The 18,077-nt window shown below is 60.4% G+C and carries 16 protein-coding genes; 12 read left to right on the top strand and 4 right to left on the bottom strand.

The annotated features are described in order from the left end of the window. Nucleotides 1-95: 95 nt before the first annotated feature. The gene (locus JQ597_RS05080; RefSeq protein ID WP_212263144.1) at nt 96-1,295 is read right to left on the bottom strand and encodes an acetyl-CoA C-acyltransferase; all 1,200 of its coding nucleotides are present in this window, start codon (nt 1,293-1,295) and stop codon (nt 96-98) included. 170 nt (nt 1,296-1,465) lie between these two features. On the opposite strand from JQ597_RS05080, the gene JQ597_RS05075 reads away from it, so the two are divergent. The 4 genes from JQ597_RS05075 to JQ597_RS05060 all read left to right on the top strand — a co-directional run bounded on the left by JQ597_RS05075 (nt 1,466) and on the right by JQ597_RS05060 (nt 6,062). Then, the gene (locus JQ597_RS05075; RefSeq protein WP_212263143.1) at nt 1,466-2,083 is read left to right on the top strand and encodes a TetR/AcrR family transcriptional regulator; all 618 of its coding nucleotides are present in this window, start codon (nt 1,466-1,468) and stop codon (nt 2,081-2,083) included. Between the two features lie 22 nt (nt 2,084-2,105). Further along, on the top strand, nt 2,106-4,427 hold the full coding sequence (locus JQ597_RS05070; RefSeq protein WP_212263142.1) for a molybdopterin-dependent oxidoreductase: 2,322 nt from the start codon (nt 2,106-2,108) through the stop codon (nt 4,425-4,427). A gap of 18 nt (nt 4,428-4,445) precedes the next feature. Beyond that, nucleotides 4,446-5,150 carry an SDR family NAD(P)-dependent oxidoreductase gene (locus tag JQ597_RS05065; protein ID WP_212263141.1) on the top strand — a complete coding sequence of 235 codons (705 nt, stop codon included), beginning with the start codon at nt 4,446-4,448 and terminating at the stop codon, nt 5,148-5,150. A 90-nt stretch (nt 5,151-5,240) separates the two neighbouring features. Beyond that, nucleotides 5,241-6,062: an enoyl-CoA hydratase-related protein gene (locus tag JQ597_RS05060; RefSeq protein ID WP_212263140.1), complete on the top strand. Its 822-nt coding sequence runs from the start codon at nt 5,241-5,243 to the stop codon at nt 6,060-6,062. Nucleotides 6,063-6,077: 15 nt separating this feature from the next. Here the strand turns inward: JQ597_RS05060 and JQ597_RS05055 are convergent, their stop codons facing one another. Then, on the bottom strand, nt 6,078-6,677 hold the full coding sequence (locus JQ597_RS05055; RefSeq protein WP_212263139.1) for a TetR/AcrR family transcriptional regulator: 600 nt from the start codon (nt 6,675-6,677) through the stop codon (nt 6,078-6,080). A 453-nt stretch (nt 6,678-7,130) separates the two neighbouring features. On the opposite strand from JQ597_RS05055, the gene JQ597_RS05050 reads away from it, so the two are divergent. The 3 genes from JQ597_RS05050 (at nt 7,131) to JQ597_RS05040 (ending at nt 9,886) form a co-directional block, all read left to right on the top strand. Then, nucleotides 7,131-7,994: an alpha/beta fold hydrolase gene (locus JQ597_RS05050; RefSeq protein ID WP_212263138.1), complete on the top strand. Its 864-nt coding sequence runs from the start codon at nt 7,131-7,133 to the stop codon at nt 7,992-7,994. 34 nt (nt 7,995-8,028) lie between these two features. Continuing rightward, nucleotides 8,029-9,033: an NADP-dependent oxidoreductase gene (locus JQ597_RS05045; RefSeq protein WP_212263137.1), complete on the top strand. Its 1,005-nt coding sequence runs from the start codon at nt 8,029-8,031 to the stop codon at nt 9,031-9,033. A 73-nt stretch (nt 9,034-9,106) separates the two neighbouring features. Continuing rightward, the gene (locus JQ597_RS05040; RefSeq protein ID WP_212263136.1) at nt 9,107-9,886 is read left to right on the top strand and encodes an SDR family oxidoreductase; all 780 of its coding nucleotides are present in this window, start codon (nt 9,107-9,109) and stop codon (nt 9,884-9,886) included. Between the two features lie 189 nt (nt 9,887-10,075). On the opposite strand, the gene JQ597_RS05035 is transcribed toward JQ597_RS05040, so the two are convergent. Together JQ597_RS05035 and acuI are read right to left on the bottom strand one after the other, a co-directional pair. Further along, nucleotides 10,076-10,534, bottom strand: a complete 459-nt coding sequence (locus tag JQ597_RS05035) for a DUF2147 domain-containing protein (protein ID WP_212263135.1) — start codon at nt 10,532-10,534, stop codon at nt 10,076-10,078. 88 nt (nt 10,535-10,622) lie between these two features. Further along, entirely contained in the window at nt 10,623-11,609 is a 987-nt protein-coding gene (gene acuI / locus JQ597_RS05030) for an acrylyl-CoA reductase (NADPH) (RefSeq protein ID WP_212263251.1), read from the bottom strand. Between the two features lie 513 nt (nt 11,610-12,122). Here acuI and JQ597_RS05025 point away from each other — a divergent pair. The 5 genes from JQ597_RS05025 (at nt 12,123) to JQ597_RS05005 (ending at nt 18,046) form a co-directional block, all read left to right on the top strand. After that, nucleotides 12,123-12,467: a winged helix-turn-helix transcriptional regulator gene (locus JQ597_RS05025; protein ID WP_349628785.1), complete on the top strand. Its 345-nt coding sequence runs from the start codon at nt 12,123-12,125 to the stop codon at nt 12,465-12,467. 520 nt (nt 12,468-12,987) lie between these two features. Continuing rightward, on the top strand, nt 12,988-14,583 hold the full coding sequence (locus tag JQ597_RS05020; protein ID WP_212263133.1) for a class I adenylate-forming enzyme family protein: 1,596 nt from the start codon (nt 12,988-12,990) through the stop codon (nt 14,581-14,583). Between the two features lie 114 nt (nt 14,584-14,697). Beyond that, nucleotides 14,698-15,897, top strand: a complete 1,200-nt coding sequence (locus tag JQ597_RS05015; protein WP_212263250.1) for an ABC transporter substrate-binding protein — start codon at nt 14,698-14,700, stop codon at nt 15,895-15,897. A gap of 70 nt (nt 15,898-15,967) precedes the next feature. Continuing rightward, nucleotides 15,968-17,068 (top strand): NADH:flavin oxidoreductase, encoded by a 1,101-nt coding sequence (locus JQ597_RS05010; RefSeq protein WP_212263132.1) that lies wholly within the window; start codon nt 15,968-15,970, stop codon nt 17,066-17,068. 186 nt (nt 17,069-17,254) lie between these two features. Continuing rightward, the gene (locus tag JQ597_RS05005; protein ID WP_212263131.1) at nt 17,255-18,046 is read left to right on the top strand and encodes a crotonase/enoyl-CoA hydratase family protein; all 792 of its coding nucleotides are present in this window, start codon (nt 17,255-17,257) and stop codon (nt 18,044-18,046) included. Nucleotides 18,047-18,077: the final 31 nt, after the last annotated feature.

Below are 18,077 nucleotides of genomic sequence, written 5' to 3'. Positions count from 1 at the left end.
GGAACTTTCGCGCTGATCGGGATAGGCAGGTTACAAGGCGGCGAGTGACGCGGTTCGCGCCGCTCGCCGAGCCCCTATCTGTCGGATCGGCCGTGCTATCTGCGGACGACGCGCTCGATCGCGATGGCGGTGGCTTCACCGCCACCGATGCAAAGGGCTGCAACGCCGCGTTTGAGGTTCTGCGCCTCCAGCGCGTGCAACAGCGTCACGATCAGGCGCGCGCCGGTGGCACCAATGGGATGACCGAGTGCGCAGGCGCCGCCATTGACGTTCAGCTTCTCCCTGAGGATGCCGAGATCCTTCTGCGCCGCCATCGCCACCACGGCAAAGGCCTCGTTGATCTCGAACAGATCGACGTCGCCGACGCTCCAGCCGATCTTATCCAATAGCTTGCGAATGGCCGGGATCGGCGCCGTGGTGAACCACTGCGGTTCCTGGCTGTGGGTCGCGTGGCCCTTGATCTCGGCCAGTACGGGGAGGCCGTCGCGATCCGCGAGTGAGCGCTTTGCGAGAATGAGTGCCGCGGCGCCATCGGCATTGGCGGAGGAGGCGGCCGGCGTGATGGTACCGTTGGCGCGGAACGCGGCTTTCAGCCCGGGGATCTTGGCGGGGTCCACTTTCAACGGATGTTCGTCGTTGGCGACGATCCGCGGCCCGGCTTTTTCGGTTAGCGTGATCGGCACGATCTCGGCCTTGAACGCGCCGCCTTCGACCGCCTTGCGCGCGCGGGTCAGCGTTTCGATCGCGTAAGCGTCCTGATCCTTGCGGGTGAATTGATAGGCTTCCGCGGTAGCCTCGCCGAAATCGCCCATTGAGCGGCCGGTCTCATAGGCGTCCTCCAGCCCGTCCATCATCATGTGGTCGATGATCCGGTCATGGCCGGCGCGGTAGCCGCCGCGCGCCTTGGCCAGCAGATAGGGTGCATTGCTCATGCTCTCCATGCCGCCGGACAGCACGATCGAGGCCGAGCCTGCATTGATGATGTCGTGGGCCAGCATGGTGGCCTTCATGCCGGAGCCGCAGACCTTGTTAATGGTGGTGGCGCCGGTGGCATCCGGCAGTTTGGCGCCGCGGGCGGCCTGGCGCGCCGGTGCCTGACCCTGGCCGGCCGGCAATACATTGCCCATGAAAACCTCATCGATGCGCTCGGGCGCAAGCGTGGCCCGCTCCAGCGCCGCGCCGATCACGTGGGAGCCGAGCTTGTGGGCGCTGAGAGGCGACAACTCGCCCATGAAGCGGCCCAGCGGCGTGCGGGCGGCGGAAAGGATGACGACGGGGTCGGAAGTGGTGGCCATGGCGAACTCTCCTGTTGATAGGTGTTGTTATATGACGATAGTCATATAAGATAGCCGGCATTGCAATGAAATGTTGCCGTGACCATCAAGGAAGCGCGGTTCCAGAATTGCTCGGAGGGGATGGGACGGTTCGGACAGCCGACCACCTTAGGACCTTGCACGGAGTGGCGATGCGATACGTAGAAGACCACCGGCGTCAAACCCACAATCGAATCGTTGAAAATGCCTCCTACGGCTTGCGCCTAAAGGGTACCAAAGGGCTCAGTGTTGTCGACTTGATGAAGCTCGCGGGTCTGACGCACGGCGGCTTCTATAATCATTTCGATTCACGCGCCGCGCTTGTTGGCGAGGCGATCGCTTTTGCAATGGACCAAACGACTGAGCGATGGAAAAAACTGGCGGACGGGAAGGCCAACGGGGAACGCTTCGAGGCGTTGATCGCCGATTACCTTAGTCCCCGGCATCGCGACAATCCTAAACACGGTTGCGCGCTCCCAACCCTGGCCGCCGATGTCGCTCGGTCGAGCCCCGGCGAGCAGCAGGCCCTGGCTTCCAAACTGGAGAAGATGATCGATGTCTTTGTCGAGCTGCTTCCCGGCGAGCCACCTCAACAGGCCCGCCAAATCGCGACGGGCGCTATCGCAACCATGGTGGGATCGATCGTGCTGTCGCGTGCCGTCGGCTCAGGGAAACTTTCCGACCGCATCCTCGATGCCGGACGCAAGACCGCAGGCGGTCGGATTCGGAAGCCGCAGCGAAGAACCATAAAGGCGATGCGCTGCAAATAATCATAACGTAAGGGAGGTCACCATGACGGCCGGCAAATGGCTCAAGACAGCCTGCAACCTTTGTTACATCAATTGCGGGATCGAAGTCCTGGTGAACGACGAGCGCCTCGAGAAAGTACGGGGCGACCGTTCGAGCCCGAAATCACAAGGCTATCTGTGCAACAAGGCGACCCGGATTCCATATTATGCGAATGACAAGGATCGGCTTACGACTCCGCTGCGTCGTCGCGCCGACGGCGGCTTTGATGCAATCGAGTGGGACGTGGCGATCGCAGAAATCGCGGAGCGGCTGCGAGACATCGTCGATAGATATGGCGGCAAGACTATCGCCCTTTACGGCGGTGGCGGGCAGGGCAACCACGCCGGCGGTGCCTACGCCAGCGGATTGTTACGCGCGCTGGGTTCGCGCAGCGTCTTCAATGCCCTTTCGCAGGAAAAAACCGGCGACTTCTGGGTCAATGGCCACATGTTCGGTAGCCAGACGTGCCACACCGCCGAGGACGTCCATCATTGCGATCTCTTGCTTGTCATCGGTGCCAATCCCTGGATCGCGCACGGCTTCCCCAATGCGCGCGATCATCTCAATCAGATCCGCAAGGATCCCGCACGCAAGCTGATCGTCATTGATCCCAGGCGAACCGAAACTGCCGAAATGGCGGATCTGCATCTCGCGGTTCGTCCCGGTGCCGACACGTTTCTCCTAGGCGCGCTGCTGGCCATGCTTGTCCGGTCCGACCGGATCGATCATGCCTTCATTGAGGAGCACGCGATCGGCTTCACGGAAGTGAGACAAGCGCTATTAAACATCTCCGTTGAAGAATGGGCTGCCGCCGCCGATATCTCGATCGCGGACCTGGAGCGTTGCGCCGCGATGATCGTCGCGGCGAGGGCCATGGTGGTGCGGGTCGAGCTTGGCATCCAGCAAGGCATCAACTCGACGCTCAACTCCTATCTCGAAAAGCTTCTGATCATGCTTTCCGGCAATTTCGGCCGTAAAGGCACCAACCAATTGCATAGCTGGCTTCAACCGCTATGGGGTAATTCTCCGAACCAGACATTCGCGCCGACCGGCGACGCGATTATTGGGGGCCTGTTGCCGCCCAACATTTTCCCCGAAGCGGTGCTCAAGGACCATCCTGACCGGTTGCGCTGCGCCTGGATCGACAGTTCCAATCCCGCCAACACGGCAGCAAACACCGAGGCTGTGGAACGCGCGCTGCGCTCGCTCGATCTATGCGTTGTGGTCGACGTTGCGATGACCGAAACCGCACAGCTCGCGCATTACGTTCTCCCGGCGTCCTCACAGTTCGAGAAAACTGAATTCACCCTGTTCAACTTCGAATTTCCGACGAACTATTTTCACGTACGCGCCGGCGTATTGCCGCCGCTTGCTGGCACATTGCCGGAGCCCGAGATCTACACGCGGCTTGCCATCGCCCTGGGGCTTCTGCCAGGTGACAATGTGCTCGCGCCCCTGCGGGAGGCGGCGCGGCGTTCGCGAGCCGAGTTCGCCATCGCCTTTCGTGCTGTCATCGCTGAAAACCCCGGCGCGGTCGCTGCGCTGGTGCTCTATCACACGCTAGGGCAGACGCTTCCGGACGGCACGGCTGCTGCGGCACCCTTGTGGGGGGCGGCGCTGGCTTGCGCGAAGCGATCGCCGCAAGCGGTGCGGCGGGCGATCGGTGCGTCGGACGAGGTGGCGGATCACCAGCTCGGCGATCTCCTGTTCGACACTATCGTAGCCACCCGGCAAGGCACGGCCGTTACCCGGCACGACTATGACGAGGTCTGGTCATTGATCAGCCATTCGGACCGCAAGGTTCGGTTGGTGATCCCGCAGATGCTGGAATGGCTGGCGCGGCTCGATCCGCAAGCAGCGGGGGCGCCAAAGGAGTTCCCGTTCATGTTGGCGGCAGGTGGCCGCCGCATGTTCAATGCCAACCAGATCTTTCGCGATCCGGCGTGGCGGCGCGAGGATCCGGACGGCGCCATGTTGATCAATTCGAGCGACCTGAGCGAGTTGGGCGCGGAAGATGGTGACTGGATCGCCGTCGAGTCGGTGGTCGGACGGCTCGTCGTCCGCTGTAAGGTCGACGACGCCATGCGGAATGGCCAGCTGGCGCTTCCGCACGGCTACGGTCAGGCATACCCGACGTCGGACGGAGAGCGCCTGATCAACGGGCCGCGTATCAATCTGCTCACTGAGAGCGGCAACCGCGATCCCATTGCGGGCACGCCCTACCACAAGAACGTAGCGGTTCGTCTGGCGCTGGTGTCCGCGCACGAGGCTGCCACCTATCAGTCGCAGTCCGAGCGAATTCACATGAGAGCGGCCGGACAATAGCTCGAAGGGAGCGTTAAAATGACCGAGAAGCCAATCGCGATCGTGACCGGGGTAGGGCCGGGCACGGGAGCTGCCATCGTCAAGCGGTTCTCTGCTGGCGGGTTCCGTATCATTGCGCTCGCCCGCTCAGCGGAGCTCACCAATCGCCTTGCGCAAGAGCTTCCCGACGTACACGCGGTGACCTGCGACGTGGCCGACGAGAGCCAGGTGCGTACCGTCGTCAATGACGTAAAGCGCCGTTTTGGAGCGGCCGAGGTTCTCATCCACAACGCGGTCGGAGGAGGCTGGGGAAGCTTTCGCGAGATCGATCCGAAGATGCTGAAGGGCAATTTCGAGGTGAACGTGATGGGCTTATTGTACCTGGCGCGCGAAGTGGCCCCTGACATGATCGATCGAGGCAAGGGTGCGATCCTGGTGACCGGAAACACGTCTTCGATCCGGGGCAAGGCCAATTTCGCCGGCTTCGCTCCGACAAAGGCGGCGCAGCGTATATTGGCCGAGTCGATCGCGCGTGACATGGGGCCCCTCGGCGTCCACGTCTCTTATGTTCTCATCGACGCCGTGATCGATACGCCCCGGATGCGCGCGCGGATGAGCGACAAACCGGATGAATTCTTCATCAAGCCTGCCGCCATCGCCGACGAACTGTACCATCTCTACGGTCAGGACCGATCGGCCTGGTCATTCCTCGCGGAACTGCGGCCATTCCGCGAAAACTGGTGACGCCTGACCGGTGAGAAGCGCGGTCACAGCTGGGGAACGCGCTTGCTCATTTAGGATCGCCGCAGACGCAGGACTGGAAAGGTCGAAACCATGACTGATGAGTCAATCTCGATTGATACGGGAACGGACGAGTTGCTGTGCGCGATCCGGGATCGCGTTGCCGTGATCACCTTGAATCGGCCCGAGGCGCGAAATTCGCTGTCCGACGATCTCACGCCGGCGTTACGCCGGATGATCAAGCGCAACGGTGACGATCCTAACGTCGGCGCATTGCTGATTACCGGTGCAGGCAGCGCTTTCTGTTCGGGCGGCGACGTCAAGGGGATGGGCGGCAGTTCGGCTGCACCGGCCATGTCATTCAGCGACAAGGTTGCGCGACTGAAGGAGCGTCAACGAACCCTGACCGGCGTGCTTGTCTCGGTGCGTAAACCCACCATCGCGGCCCTGCCGGGACCGGCGGCTGGCGCTGGGCTTGCGATCGCGCTCGCCTGCGACATTCGTGTCGCTGCCGAATCCACCATCATGACGACTGGTTATGCCAGGATTGCGCTAACGGGCGATTACGGCATTTCGTGGCTGTTGACCCGGCTGGCCGGGACGGCGCGTGCCCGCGAACTGATGTTCCTGTCCGAACGAATCGATGCACGTCGCTGCGAAGCGCTGGGGCTGGTAAATCGCGTGGTGCCTGATGTTAACCTGCAGAGCGAAGCATTTGGCATTGCGAGGACGTTGGCGAACGGTCCGGGGAGTGCGTTTGCCTCCATCAAGGATAATCTCGACCTTGCGCTGTCGGCTGACTTCCTGACGTCATTGGATCACGAGGCCGAGAAGATGGTCCTCGCAGCGAGCACCGCGCAGCACGCCGAAGCCGTGCGGGCCTTCATCGAGAAGCGCGCTCCTAATTTCAGGTGATACAAAGCGCTGAAGTCACCCCTCGGCCGATTTGTTTTCCGGGGATGGTCCGGCAATATCCGTCACCACGGCAGCCATCAGCGATTCCGCCAGAGGGGCATCCGCAATCACCCGAGACAATATGACAGCGCCGATCATTTCCGAGAGGATAGCAGCGGGATGTCTGCTGCCCGCGGCTCTCGGGGTCGCGGATGACAGTCTTGTTATCAGGTCGAGATAGCCTTGAATCGCCGTGATGAAGACAGCTCGGAGAGCGGGGTCGTCGCTCCGCGCGGCGTCCACGGCCAATGCCGGCAGAATGCACCCGGACCCTGGATCGTCGCGATGGGCCGACGACACATAGCGTTCGATGAGTTCGCGAAACGGATCTTTGGGCTGTTGGGCCAGTCCATCCTTCAGCAACGCTGTCGTGTCCGCGATCGCACGTTCGCTGGCCTTGACCGCCAGATCATCCTTTGAAGCGAAGTTGCGATAGAAGCCGCCATGGGTCAGGCCGGCGGCTTTCATGATGTCGGCAACGCCGATCCCATCGAAACCATGCTCGCGCAGCAGGCGCGCCGCAGTCTCGATGATCTGCTCGCGGTGCTCCAGCGCCTTTTCGCGCGACACCCTCATCGTTTTCTCACTCCGTTGGTCGCAGGACCTGCGTCTGCTGGTCCTGACCACGGCCGAGCGATCTCAGATTCGTAAAAACTCCGCTTGACTTTTTTCATGACGATCATCATCTAACATATAAGATGACGATCGTCATCAAAAAAGTGAAGCGAACGACCGCTGCCAACCCCTGGAAGTGGGCTGTTTCATAACTGAGAGGTAAAATAATGCCGGGTTTGAGCGCACCGGAGGGCAAGAAGACAGCGTTCCTCGCCGGCTCGTCGTGTGGCAAGGCCGCGCGGCAGGTCGCCTGCGCCCGGTGTCGTCGGGCCCTGTTCGACACGATTCTGCGGTCGCAATTCGGTCTGGCGTAATCAGCACATGTATTGGCGCGCGAAGAGAGAACCGTACCATCCGGCCGACTATCCCTTCCATCTTGGGATTTTCGGTCCGAGCTGGACAATGGAGAAACCCATGGCAAATTTTGTTACTAGCCTCGGGCGAGCGGTGCGCTACATAGATGCACCCACGCTCTCAATAAATGTCGGGGGGACCCCTTTCGTCTACCGCGACATCGGCCCCCGGAGCGGCGTGCCGCTCATTCTTCTGAATCACTGGGGCGCGGTTCTGGACAATTTCGATCCGCGGATTGTCGACGGCCTCGCCAATAAGCATCGCGTGATCGCGACCAATTACCGAGGTATCGGTGCGTCGGGCGGAACAGCGCCTGTGACCATCGATGAAATGGCGCGGGATGCGATTGCCCTGATCCGCGCGCTGGGCTTCGAGAAAGTCGATCTGCTCGGCTCTTCCCTCGGCGGATTTGTGGCGCAGGATATCACGCTGAAGGCACCAGAGCTGGTGCGAAAGCTCATTTTGACCGGCACGGGGCCGGCGGGCGGCGAAGGTATCGACAAGGTGTGGCCGGTATCCTGGCCTTTGATGATCAAAGGCTTTCTGACGCTGCGGGATCCGAAATTCTACCTGTTTTTCACGTCCACGGCCAACGGCCGCCAAGCGGCGGCAGCCTTCCTGAAACGGCTGAAAGAGCGCAAGGCGGGCCGGGACAAAGGACCTACGCCCGGCGCTTTCTTGCGGCAGGTCAAGGCGATCACTGCTTGGGGCCGACAGGCGCCGCAAGATCTCGGGAGCATTCGGATCCCGGTACTGATCGCGAATGGCGACATCGATATCATGATGCCGACCGCAAACAGCATCGATATGGCGCGCCGTATCCCGGGCGCAGAACTGGTCATCTACGAAGATGCCGGGCATGGCGGGATTTTTCAGAACCACGCCGATTTTGTGCCGAAGGCCCTGTCCTTCCTCGGCGCCTGACACCGCGACAATATTTCAAATTGGAGAAGACGCCATGAAGGCCTTCGTTGTCGACAAATACAAAAAGAAGGGCGCTCTGCGCTTGGCCAAAGTAGCGGAGCCGAAGGTGCGAGACGATGATGTCATGGTTCGAGTTCACGCAACCGGTGTGAACCTTCTGGACTCCAAGATCAGGGACGGAGAATTCAAAATCTTCCTGCCGTATCGTCCGCCTTTCGTTCTGGGGCACGATGTTGCCGGGATCGTCGCCAGGGTTGGCCCGAAGGTCAGGCGGTTCAAGGCGGGCGACGTGGTCTATGCACGGCCGCGCGATCATCGGGTCGGAACATTCGCGGAATTCATTGCCATCAATGAAGCCGACGTGGCGCTAAAGCCCAAAAACATCAGCATGGAAGAAGCCGCCTCCATTCCGCTGGTCGGGCTGACCGCCTGGCAGGCGCTGGTAGAGGTGGCCAAGGTGAAGCCCGGGCAGAAGGTCTTCATTCAGGCCGGCTCCGGTGGCGTGGGGACTTTTGCCATCCAGCTCGCCAAGCACCTCGGCGCGACAGTTGCGACGACGACGAGCACGAAAAATGTCGAGCTGGTCAAGGGACTCGGCGCGGACGTTGTCATCGACTACAAGACGCAGGATTTCGAGAAGGTCTTGTCGGGCTACGATCTGGTCCTGCACAGCCTGGACGCCAAGGCGCTCGAAAAATCCCTGCGCGTGCTCAAGCCCGGTGGCCTCCTCATTTCGATCTCGGGGCCGCCCGACCCCGATTTCGCCAGGGAATTAGGATTGAACCTGTTCCTGAAGCTGGTGATACGCCTCCTGAGCCGTGGTGCGCGGAAGCAAGCCAAAAGCCTGGGTGTGCGCTTCTCATTCCTGTTCATGCGTGCGCAGGGGCAACAGCTGAGCGAAATCACGTCCCTCATCGAGTCTGGCGTGATCCGTCCGGTCGTGGATAAGGTCTTTCCGTTTGAGAAGACCGGAGATGCTTTGGCCTACGTCGAGGCAGGACGCGCAAGAGGCAAGGTCGTCATTGCAGTGAAACAATAGGTCTCGCAATCACGCCGCCTGAGTTGCGGCGCCACGACGCTGGCCGGCCACCAAACGCATCGGAGGAAGCAACATGACACAATCCAAAGGCGACACCCAACCTTCCGTGCAAGACGTTGCACTCATTGTCGGCGGCGGTCCCGGCATCAGCTCGAGTTGCGCCAGGCTGTTCGCGGAGAACGGCATGCGTGTCTGCGTCGCTGCCAGGAATCCCGAAAAGGCGGTCCTTGAGACCCTCGAGACGACGCATGGCGTGCGTCGATACGCCTGCGATGCCAGCGACCCGGCGGCTGTGGCACGGCTGTTCGGGAGCGTCGTCCAAGACGTCGGGACGCCGAGGCTTGTCGTGCACAACATCGATGGCCGGGTTCCCGGCATTTTTCGCAAGAGCGTGATCGAAGCTGACCCGGTCATGGCGCTCGAAACACTTCGAAACTCGGCGTTCTCTGCGTTTCTGGTTGGTCAACAGGCAGCTCGGCTCATGCTCGGAAACGAACCCGATGCCAACGGCGCGAGAGGAACGATCATCTTTACGAATGCCAGCGCGGCGCTCAAAGGCTTCCCGTTAAGTGGCGCCTTTGCAATGGCGTGTCATGCCAAGTCCGGACTCGCGCAAAGCATGGCAAGAGAACTGATGCCGCAGGGTATCCACGTCGCGAATGTGCCGATCGACGCCGCGATCGGCTGGACCCAGGAAGACGGGACCCGCGCGCATCGGCTGGCGGGCACGACTGTCGACGACAACATGGCCGACCCCGTCCATATCGCGAAAACCTATCTTCAGCTTCATCGGCAGCATCGGTCGACCTGGGCGTTCGAAGTCGTGCTCCGGCCGTGGGCCGAAAAATGGTGACTCGCGCTTGCTTTGGTGCGGACCTGCGAAGCGACTGACCATTGCCTTTCGAGTTGACCTGCCTCTCGCCGACATCGACCGAGTGTTCGTCAACAAGAAGTTGGAGGTCGCCGCTTGACGAGGCTTCGGCGGAACCGGAAGCTATCATTCGCGTCCGGGCCGTCTCAATCGATGCTGGAGCCTGGCTTCTTATTCCTGTCGTTCCCAAATCTGCGAACGACCCAGCATTGACACGCCAATGTAGCCGCGCACGTTGAGCTTCCTGCCACCATCGGTCAGTTGGATTTTGCTGCTGTAGACCTTGCCATTGTCCGGATCGAGGATTTTGCCGGCGGTATATTCGGTGCCGTCCTTCTTCAGGCCACTCAGGATTACCAAGCCGATTACCGGTACATTCTTGGGCGCGCCCTCGCATTTTTCACATTTCGGGTTCCGGTCTTCGGACAGAGCGGGGAATACCTTTTCAATCTTGCCCTGCAGGGTGCCATTCGATTCCGTGACGCGGATGAGCGCTCTCGGTTTGCCGCTGACGTCATCGACATTTTTCCACAAGCCGACAGGTGAGGCATTATCCGCCCAGGTCCCGGAGGACATGAGTACAGCAGCCAAGGTGAGCGCGAGGGCGCCTGATCGTTTCAAAAAACGCATAATGGTCTCCAAGAGGATTTTGCGGGCTTGTTGCTGCGCGGTCCGATTTTCATCGAGGCGTCGCCAGGCAAGTCCGATCGTAAGATAGCTAGGCATTGACGTCGACGACGGTGCGGCCCTGCACCTTCCCGGCGAACATTTGACGCACCACATCGGGGACCTCTGCGAGGCCGACCACCTGCATCGTTCGGGCGAGCTTGTTCACGTCCAGATCGCGCGCCAAACGCGACCATGCCTCGAGTCGCGCCGCCTGAGGGGTATTCACCGAGTCGATGCCCGCCAGGGTGACATTGCGCAGGATGAACGGCAGGACCGTTCCGGGAAGATCGACACCCTGGGCCAGTCCGCAGGCCGTCACCACGCCGCGGTATTGCGTCTGCGCCAGCACGTTCACCAGCGTATGACTGCCGACGGAGTCGACAGCGCCAGCCCAACGCTCGCGCGCGATAGGCGCTCCGGGCTCCGAAAGCGTTCGTCGATCGATGACATCAGCCGCGCCGAGACTTCGCAGATAATCGGCTTCCTCAAGACGTCCCGTCGATGCAACGACGCGATACCCGAGATCGGCGAGGAGGGCGATCGCGATCGAGCCGACGCCGCCATTGGCGCCGGTTACGAGGATGTCTCCACGCTGCAGTGTGATGCCGCCATGTTCGAGGGCGAGCACCGACAGCATCGCGGTGTAACCGGCCGTGCCGATCGCCATGGCGTCCTTTGTCGAAAATGGCGCCGGAATCTTCACCAACCATTCGCCTTTCAGCCGTGCCCTCTGGGCATATCCACCATGATGGGTCTGACTTAACCCCCAGCTGTTGGCGACGACGCGGTCTCCGACTGCGATGCCGGGATAGGAGGATGCCTCCACTGTTCCAGCAAGATCGATGCCGGGAATGAGGGGAAACTGGCGAACGACCTCCGTGCGCCCGCTAATGGCCAGTGCATCCTTGTAGTTCACGGTCGAATAGTCGACGGCGACCGTAACGTCGCCAGGCATGAGATCTTGCTCGTTCATTTCGACCACGCTGGTCGTAATCTTTCCGTCTGTCTTTGCTGCCAGCAGTGCCTTGAACGTCATCGCCATATCCTAGGTCGGTGTTGCGTTGTCCACGGACCTAGGGTCGCGCCTCCTTTCTGCAAGAAGGCACAATTAAAGCGGGTACTATCATTTATGGACGTACCGACGGTCAAAGCGGGGAGCCGGGCCTTGGCGGATATGACAGCGGGCCTGACATGGCGACGTAGCGCCCGGAAGCGCGGGCAGGCTACCGGCCATGCCGAGGCTGATCCGTGCAGCCGCTCCGGCGCGCGCTGTCAGTGAGTTCCTTGCCGAAATCACGCCGCTGTCTTGCAGGAGGCTGCGAGCATCTATTGTATTAGGATCGTCATGTGATATAAATCCTGACGTCGGTTCAAATGGCATCGACGGCAACATCCAAAGACGTCAACCGAGCGAGTGTGACCGGAGCTTAGGCTCCGCCGACCCGAATTCGTGTCCCCGCAGAACGGATAATTATGGCAGATGCGACCATTTTTGGAGGTGTCTATGCGTCCAAGACGGTTTGACGCGAAGAGCGGATGTGCTGTCGGAGTGACGCTGTCCGTGATTGGCGGCATGTGGAAGCCACTGATCCTGTTTCATCTCTTTGCTGGCAAGAAGCGGTTCATGGAACTGTCCCGAGCCATCCCTAACGCCACGCAGAGGATACTGACCCTTCAACTGCGCGAGCTGGAGGCCGACGGCGTGATCGTGCGCCATGCCTATCCGCAGATTCCTCCGAAGGTGGAATATGAAATCTCCCCCTTCGGGCAGAGCCTGGGGCCTGTACTGCTTTCGCTTCGGAGTTGGGGCAAGCAGCATGGAGGTTCAATTCAAGGCGTCCCGCAGTTGCACCAGGCGCTTGAAGATCGCCAGCTAAACGCATGCTCCCTGTAGCGTGAGATTGAGTGATGCGTGCTGACTTTGTGCTGCGGACGCCTGAGCAGTCGAGATGTTTCACCGTACGGCGCCCAATGAGCTGGCGTCGTACGGCGAGTTGCCAGCTTCAGCCCGTGTTCACTTAGCGACGCGATTATTGCGAGCCGCTAACGAACGATGCCTGTGCCAAACTTCTCCAACCTGCGCACGCGAAGCGAGCATTCGCGTGGGATCAGCTGACTCTAACGAGCGCTGAATATCGCGACAGCGCGTGCCAACGAGCAACGCACTTCCCTAAGTTAGTCTTATCCCCCGGATTTCTCCGAATAATCTGCGTCTCAAATATTCAATTCCAAATAGGAATTGATCGCGTGAGATGGTAGCCAGACTCGCTTCCTAAATGGCATGCGTCCATCCGGCTTGACAGTTCTATTTTAGAACTATTTACTCAAGCGGCCGATGGAAGTGAAGGAGCGGACTTGCCCGTTTGAAGGGGAGGCCACGCAGCACCCCGAAAACAAGGCGCGAGGAGGATGGCATGAGGAGCGTGGACGAACTCACTGCGGCCGAGCTGCTGGACGGCCTGCCGTCCAGGGTGCACGAGGTCTACGCGCCGTTCGTGCGGGACATCCCGGATCATCCGGCGTTCGTGGAAGGGGGGCGTTCGTGGAGCTACCGGCAGTTCTCGGAAGCTGTCGACGCCGCGGCGAAGGATCTTTCCAATTTGGGGATCAGGCCTGGCGATCGCGTGATGATTGCGAGCGAGAACAGCGTGGCCCTGGGGGCGATGCTATTCGCGGCGAGCAAGCTCGATGCCTGGGGCATTGCGGTTAATCCTCGCCTCTCGGCCAGGGAAATCGACCTGATCGGGACTCACAGCGGCGCACGACGCGTACTGTTCAACTCGGCGCTTTCGAAGGAAGCAGCCGATCACGCAAGCCGCGTCGGCGCCAAAATAGACGCTGTGGGACCGTTCGGTGGAATCGGTATTGGTCCACTCAATGCGGATGCGCAAGCGGAGCCCGTCGAGAAAGATGGCGCCCGCCAGGTCGCTGGCCTCCTGTACACCTCGGGCACGACCGGTGCTCCGAAGGGAGTCATGCTGAGCCACCGCAACCTGCTCTTTACCGCAAAGACTTCGGGAATTCTTCGCCAAAGCGGTCCGGCGGACCGCATCTACGGCGTGCTGCCGATGTCCCACATCGTCGGGTATTCGATCCTGCTGATCGCCACGCTGATGCACGGCGGCACATTGTATGTTGTGGCGAAGGCCGATCCCGCTGCGCTGGCCCATGCCATCGCCGAGGAGGGAATCACGAGCCTGTTCGGTGTTCCCGCCACATATCAGCGTCTGCTCGAACACAAGGCGGTCAAGGGCATCCAACGACTCGAACGAGGCAAGCTACGGATCATAGCCGTCGCCGGCGCGCCGCTCGACCTCGACCTGAAGAAGCGGATCGAGGACGAATTCGGGATCCCGCTATTGAACAATTACGGCATAACCGAATGTTCGCCCGGCCTGTCGGGTGTCCGTTCAGAACACCCTGTCTCGGACGAGTCAGTCGGCCCCTTTCTTCCCGGTATTGAGCACCGGATCGTGGACAGGCAGAGCAAGAAGGTGGCGACCGGCGACGTGGGCGAATTGCACGTCCGAGGCCCCAACGTGATGCTTGGTTACTATCGCTCTCCCGAGCAGACCGCCGCGGCGATCGATAACCAGGGATGGTTCAACACAGGGGATCTGGCCCGGGTGAACGGCGAGGGCCATCTCTACATCGCTGGCCGAACCAAAGAACTCATCATCCGCTCCGGCTTCAACGTTTATCCTGCCGAGGTGGAGGCGGTGCTGAATGCGCACGATCAGGTCGTGCAATCGGCTGTGGTGGGACGACCGGTTGATGGCAACGAGGAGGTTGTCGCGTTCGTGCAGCTTCTCTCCGGCGCCAGTGTCAGCGCCGAAGACCTGAAGGCGTACACAGCCCAACAGCTCACTTCGTACAAGCGTCCGACTGAATTGATCGTGCTCGACGCTCTGCCCTCAGCCTCCACCGGCAAGATACTCAAACACAAGTTACGAGAGATGGCGATCGAACGGGCGGTCGGGAAGGCGTCCGATGCCGCAGCAGCGGGCTGAGTGATGCACTGCATGGATTGAGACGAAGCCGCACCAGGGGTCGGTCGCCGAGGCCGCACGGAAATTCAACGATTGATGAGCGACGTAACCCGTCGCCGCGCAAGGGAGAAGTCGATGTTCAGGAAGTCTATACTGGCAGCCGCGATCGGCGCGACGATTGTTGGCGCGCCCGCGCGTGCAGAAACACCCGGCGTTACGAGCGCCGAAGTGAAGGTGGGGGCTACGTTCCCGTTTAGCGGTCCCGCGTCGCCGCTCAGCAATACCGGGAAGGGTCTGATCGCTTACAGCAATTCGATCAACGAGCGCGGTGGCATCAACGGCCGCAAGATCAATCTCATCACCTACGACGATGCTTACAGTCCTCCCAAGACGGTGGAGCAGACCAGGAAGCTCGTCGAAAGCGATGAAGTGGCCTTCCTGTTCGGCCCGCTCGGTACACCCGGCATCGGCGCCACCATCAAGTACGTCAACGCGAAAAAAGTGCCGCATCTGTTCGTGGTGAGCGGAGTCACCAAATTCACGAACTTCGCTGAATTTCCGATGACCACCACGGGGTTGCCCAGCTATGACACGGAAGGGCGAATCTACGCGAAATACGTCACCCAGGCCCGGCCGGACGCAAAGATAGCGATCCTGTATCAGAACGACGATTTGGGTAAGGACTTCCTCAATGCATTCAAAGGCTATCTGAAAGACGACTTCGACAAGAAAGTTGTGTCGTCTTCCTATGAAGTGACCGAGCCGACGATCGATTCCCACGTGGTGAAGTTGAAATCGTCTGGCGCAGAGGTGTTCCTGGTCGCCGGCACGCCGAAGTTCGCCGCGCAGGCCATCAAGAAGGCCGATGAGGTCAATTGGAAGCCTCTGTTCCTGATCAACTTCGTTTCAAGCTCGGTTTCTTCAACCATCGTTCCCGCGGGACCGGAAAAGGCTGTGGGCATCGTGGCGGCAACGATCACCAAGGATCCGAACGACAAGAAGTGGGCCGACGACCCCGGCATCAAATGGTACCGTGAACATTTCGCGAAATACCTGCCGGGCGCGGACATCGGTGATGCCAATTATCTGTTCGGTACGCAGCAGGGACAGATCCTGGAGCAAGTGCTCAAGCAGTGCGGAGACGATCTTTCGCGTGAGAACATTGTCAAGCAATCGCGGAGCATCCGCGGGCTGTCACTCCCCACTCTCATACCCGGTGTTACGATCAACACGGGCCCGGAAAGCAGTATGGCGTACACGCAGCTGCAGCTGCAGCGCTGGAACGGCAGCACGTGGGATCAATTCGGCAAGGTTCTCAGCGCCGAGGAAAAATGAGCTTGCCTCTTGAACGAGCAATGTGGGTAATCGGAGCCCGCAAAGCTACTAACTGAACCAGGGAGCGCGAATGTCCAGTGACGCACTTTTCCGGCCTTTCAAGCTGAAGGGGCTGAACTTGCCGAACCGGGTGGTGATGGCGCCGATGACGCGCTCATTCTCTCCGGGCGGTATTCCGACCGAAGACGTCGCGCGGTACTACCGCCGCCGTGCCGTAGGAGCGGTCGGGTTCATCATCTCGGAGGGGACGGGGGTGGATCGTCCGGCATCCCTGAACGATCCGAATGTTCCCCGCTTTCATGGCGATAAGGAACTGGCGGGGTGGCGGCGCGTGGTTGACGAGGTACACGCCGCGGGTGGCCTGATGGCGCCGCAGCTATGGCATGTCGGCGCCGTTCGCACGCGCGCCGAGAATTGGTCTCCTCCCGGCGCCTACGACAGTCCGTCCGGCCTTTCACGACCGGAGAAGAAGTTCGGCGAGCCAATGAGCGAAGAGAACATCGCAGACGCCATTCGCGCTTTCGCCGATGCGGCGCTTGCGGCAAAGCGCCTGGGGTTCGATGCCGTCGAATTGCATGGCGCGCACGGCTATCTGATTGATCAGTTCTTTTGGGAGGGTACCAATCGCCGCGAGGATGCTTACGGAGGCAAGGACCTGCCCGCCCGGGCCCGGTTCGCCGCTGATATCGTTCACGCCGTGCGCAAGGCGGTCGGATCGGACTTTCCGATCGTGCTACGGATCAGCCAGTGGAAGCAGCAGGACTTTGAAGTGAAGCTGGCCGATACGCCTCGCGCACTGGAAGCCTGGCTCAAACCTCTGGTCGACGCGGGCGTCGACATGTTGCATTGCTCGCAGCGGCGCTTCTGGGAGCCGGAGTTCGATGGCTCCGATTTGAATTTTGCCGGATGGGCCAAGAAGGTGACGGGAGTACCGACGATTTCGGTCGGGTCGGTCGGTCTGACCGGCGAATTCATCGCCGCATATGGCGGCGAGAGTTCCCGTCCGGCGTCCCTCGACGAGTTGATCCGCCGCCTCGATCGCGAGGAGTTTGATCTCGTCGCGGTGGGCCGGGCGCTGCTTCAGGATCCGCAGTGGCTGCTCAAGGTACGTGACGGCCGGACGGATGAACTGATGCCTTTCGAACGGACCGCGTTCGCGGCGCTGAGCTGAGTTGAGCGATGAAAGGTTTCACGGCGGGGCACATCGCCACTGAATAACGGTTATCCAAATCTTTTGTAGCTAGTGTTTAGGCGACTGTTCAAAGCTGCTGGCAAGCAATAGTCGGCTGCAGCCAGCCGACGGGGAAAGCCTGCGTGTCGTTGCGCAGTCGCCTGGAAGCCATTCGGAGACTTGCAAATGAATGAGACGAAAACCCAGGTTGGCCAGATCCGGACCGAGGTGCACGGGCATGTGTTCAAGATCATCATCGACAATGTGGCGAAGAAGAACTCCTTTAGCCCGCAGATGATGGCGCAGATGTCGGACGCGATGACGCTTCTCGACCGAACGGACGATTACTGGGTAGGGGTACTCTGCGCCGAAGGCCCTGATTTCACGGCCGGGCTGGATATGCCGAAATTCTTCGGACCAAAGGCCGAGAATACCGAGATCAAGGCCGGAAATATCGATGCGTTCGCGCTGAAAAGCCGGTGCCGAAAGCCGATTGTGACGGCAGTGCAGGGGATCTGTTTCACGATCGGCATCGAAATGATGCTGGCTGGCGATATCGTCGTTGCGGCCGATGACGCCCGGTTCTGCCAGATGGAGTCAAAGCGCGGGATCGCCCCTCTTGGTGGTGCCCATTTCCGGTATTTGACGCGGGCAGGATGGGGAGATGCGATGTATCACCTGTTCTTGTGCGACGAGTTCAACGCAGCGCGGGCTTACAAGATCGGATTTGTCCAGGAGGTCGTTGCTCCTGGCCAACAGATTGCCCGCGCAATGGAGATTGCGGATCTGATCGCCCGGAACGCTCCGATCGGAATTCAGGTAACCAAGGAGGCCGCGTTGAAATACATCGAGGCCGGTGAAAAAGCTGCGATCGAGTACATCCCGAAGATCAAGGATCGCGTCGTCAGCAGCGAAGACATGAAGGAAGGCATCCAGTCTTTCGTGGAACGTCGCTCGGCAGTGTTCCGCGGGAAATAGAGATCCCGCGGAACCCCACATTACCGTGCAG

Source organism: Bradyrhizobium sp. AUGA SZCCT0177 (assembly GCF_018130125.1).
GTDB lineage: Bacteria > Pseudomonadota > Alphaproteobacteria > Rhizobiales > Xanthobacteraceae > Bradyrhizobium.
The sequence above is the reverse complement of the archived record's forward strand: the minus strand, read 5'-3'. Positions and strand labels throughout refer to the sequence as shown.

Bases quoted from the DNA above. Each gene is read 5' to 3' on its own strand.
- JQ597_RS05060 (WP_212263140.1), top strand. From the start codon at position 5,241: ATGACTGATGAGTCAATCTCGATTGATACGGGAACGGACGAGTTGCTG.
- JQ597_RS05065 (WP_212263141.1), top strand. From the start codon at position 4,446: ATGACCGAGAAGCCAATCGCGATCGTGACCGGGGTAGGGCCGGGCACG.
- JQ597_RS05045 (WP_212263137.1), top strand. From the start codon at position 8,029: ATGAAGGCCTTCGTTGTCGACAAATACAAAAAGAAGGGCGCTCTGCGC.
- JQ597_RS05005 (WP_212263131.1), top strand. From the start codon at position 17,255: ATGAATGAGACGAAAACCCAGGTTGGCCAGATCCGGACCGAGGTGCAC.
- JQ597_RS05010 (WP_212263132.1), top strand. From the start codon at position 15,968: ATGTCCAGTGACGCACTTTTCCGGCCTTTCAAGCTGAAGGGGCTGAAC.
- JQ597_RS05050 (WP_212263138.1), top strand. From the start codon at position 7,131: ATGGCAAATTTTGTTACTAGCCTCGGGCGAGCGGTGCGCTACATAGAT.
- JQ597_RS05035 (WP_212263135.1), bottom strand. From the start codon at position 10,534: ATGCGTTTTTTGAAACGATCAGGCGCCCTCGCGCTCACCTTGGCTGCT.
- acuI (WP_212263251.1), bottom strand. From the start codon at position 11,609: ATGACGTTCAAGGCACTGCTGGCAGCAAAGACAGACGGAAAGATTACG.
- JQ597_RS05020 (WP_212263133.1), top strand. From the start codon at position 12,988: ATGAGGAGCGTGGACGAACTCACTGCGGCCGAGCTGCTGGACGGCCTG.
- JQ597_RS05075 (WP_212263143.1), top strand. From the start codon at position 1,466: ATGCGATACGTAGAAGACCACCGGCGTCAAACCCACAATCGAATCGTT.
- JQ597_RS05070 (WP_212263142.1), top strand. From the start codon at position 2,106: ATGACGGCCGGCAAATGGCTCAAGACAGCCTGCAACCTTTGTTACATC.
- JQ597_RS05055 (WP_212263139.1), bottom strand. From the start codon at position 6,677: ATGAGGGTGTCGCGCGAAAAGGCGCTGGAGCACCGCGAGCAGATCATC.
- JQ597_RS05015 (WP_212263250.1), top strand. From the start codon at position 14,698: ATGTTCAGGAAGTCTATACTGGCAGCCGCGATCGGCGCGACGATTGTT.
- JQ597_RS05040 (WP_212263136.1), top strand. From the start codon at position 9,107: ATGACACAATCCAAAGGCGACACCCAACCTTCCGTGCAAGACGTTGCA.
- JQ597_RS05080 (WP_212263144.1), bottom strand. From the start codon at position 1,295: ATGGCCACCACTTCCGACCCCGTCGTCATCCTTTCCGCCGCCCGCACG.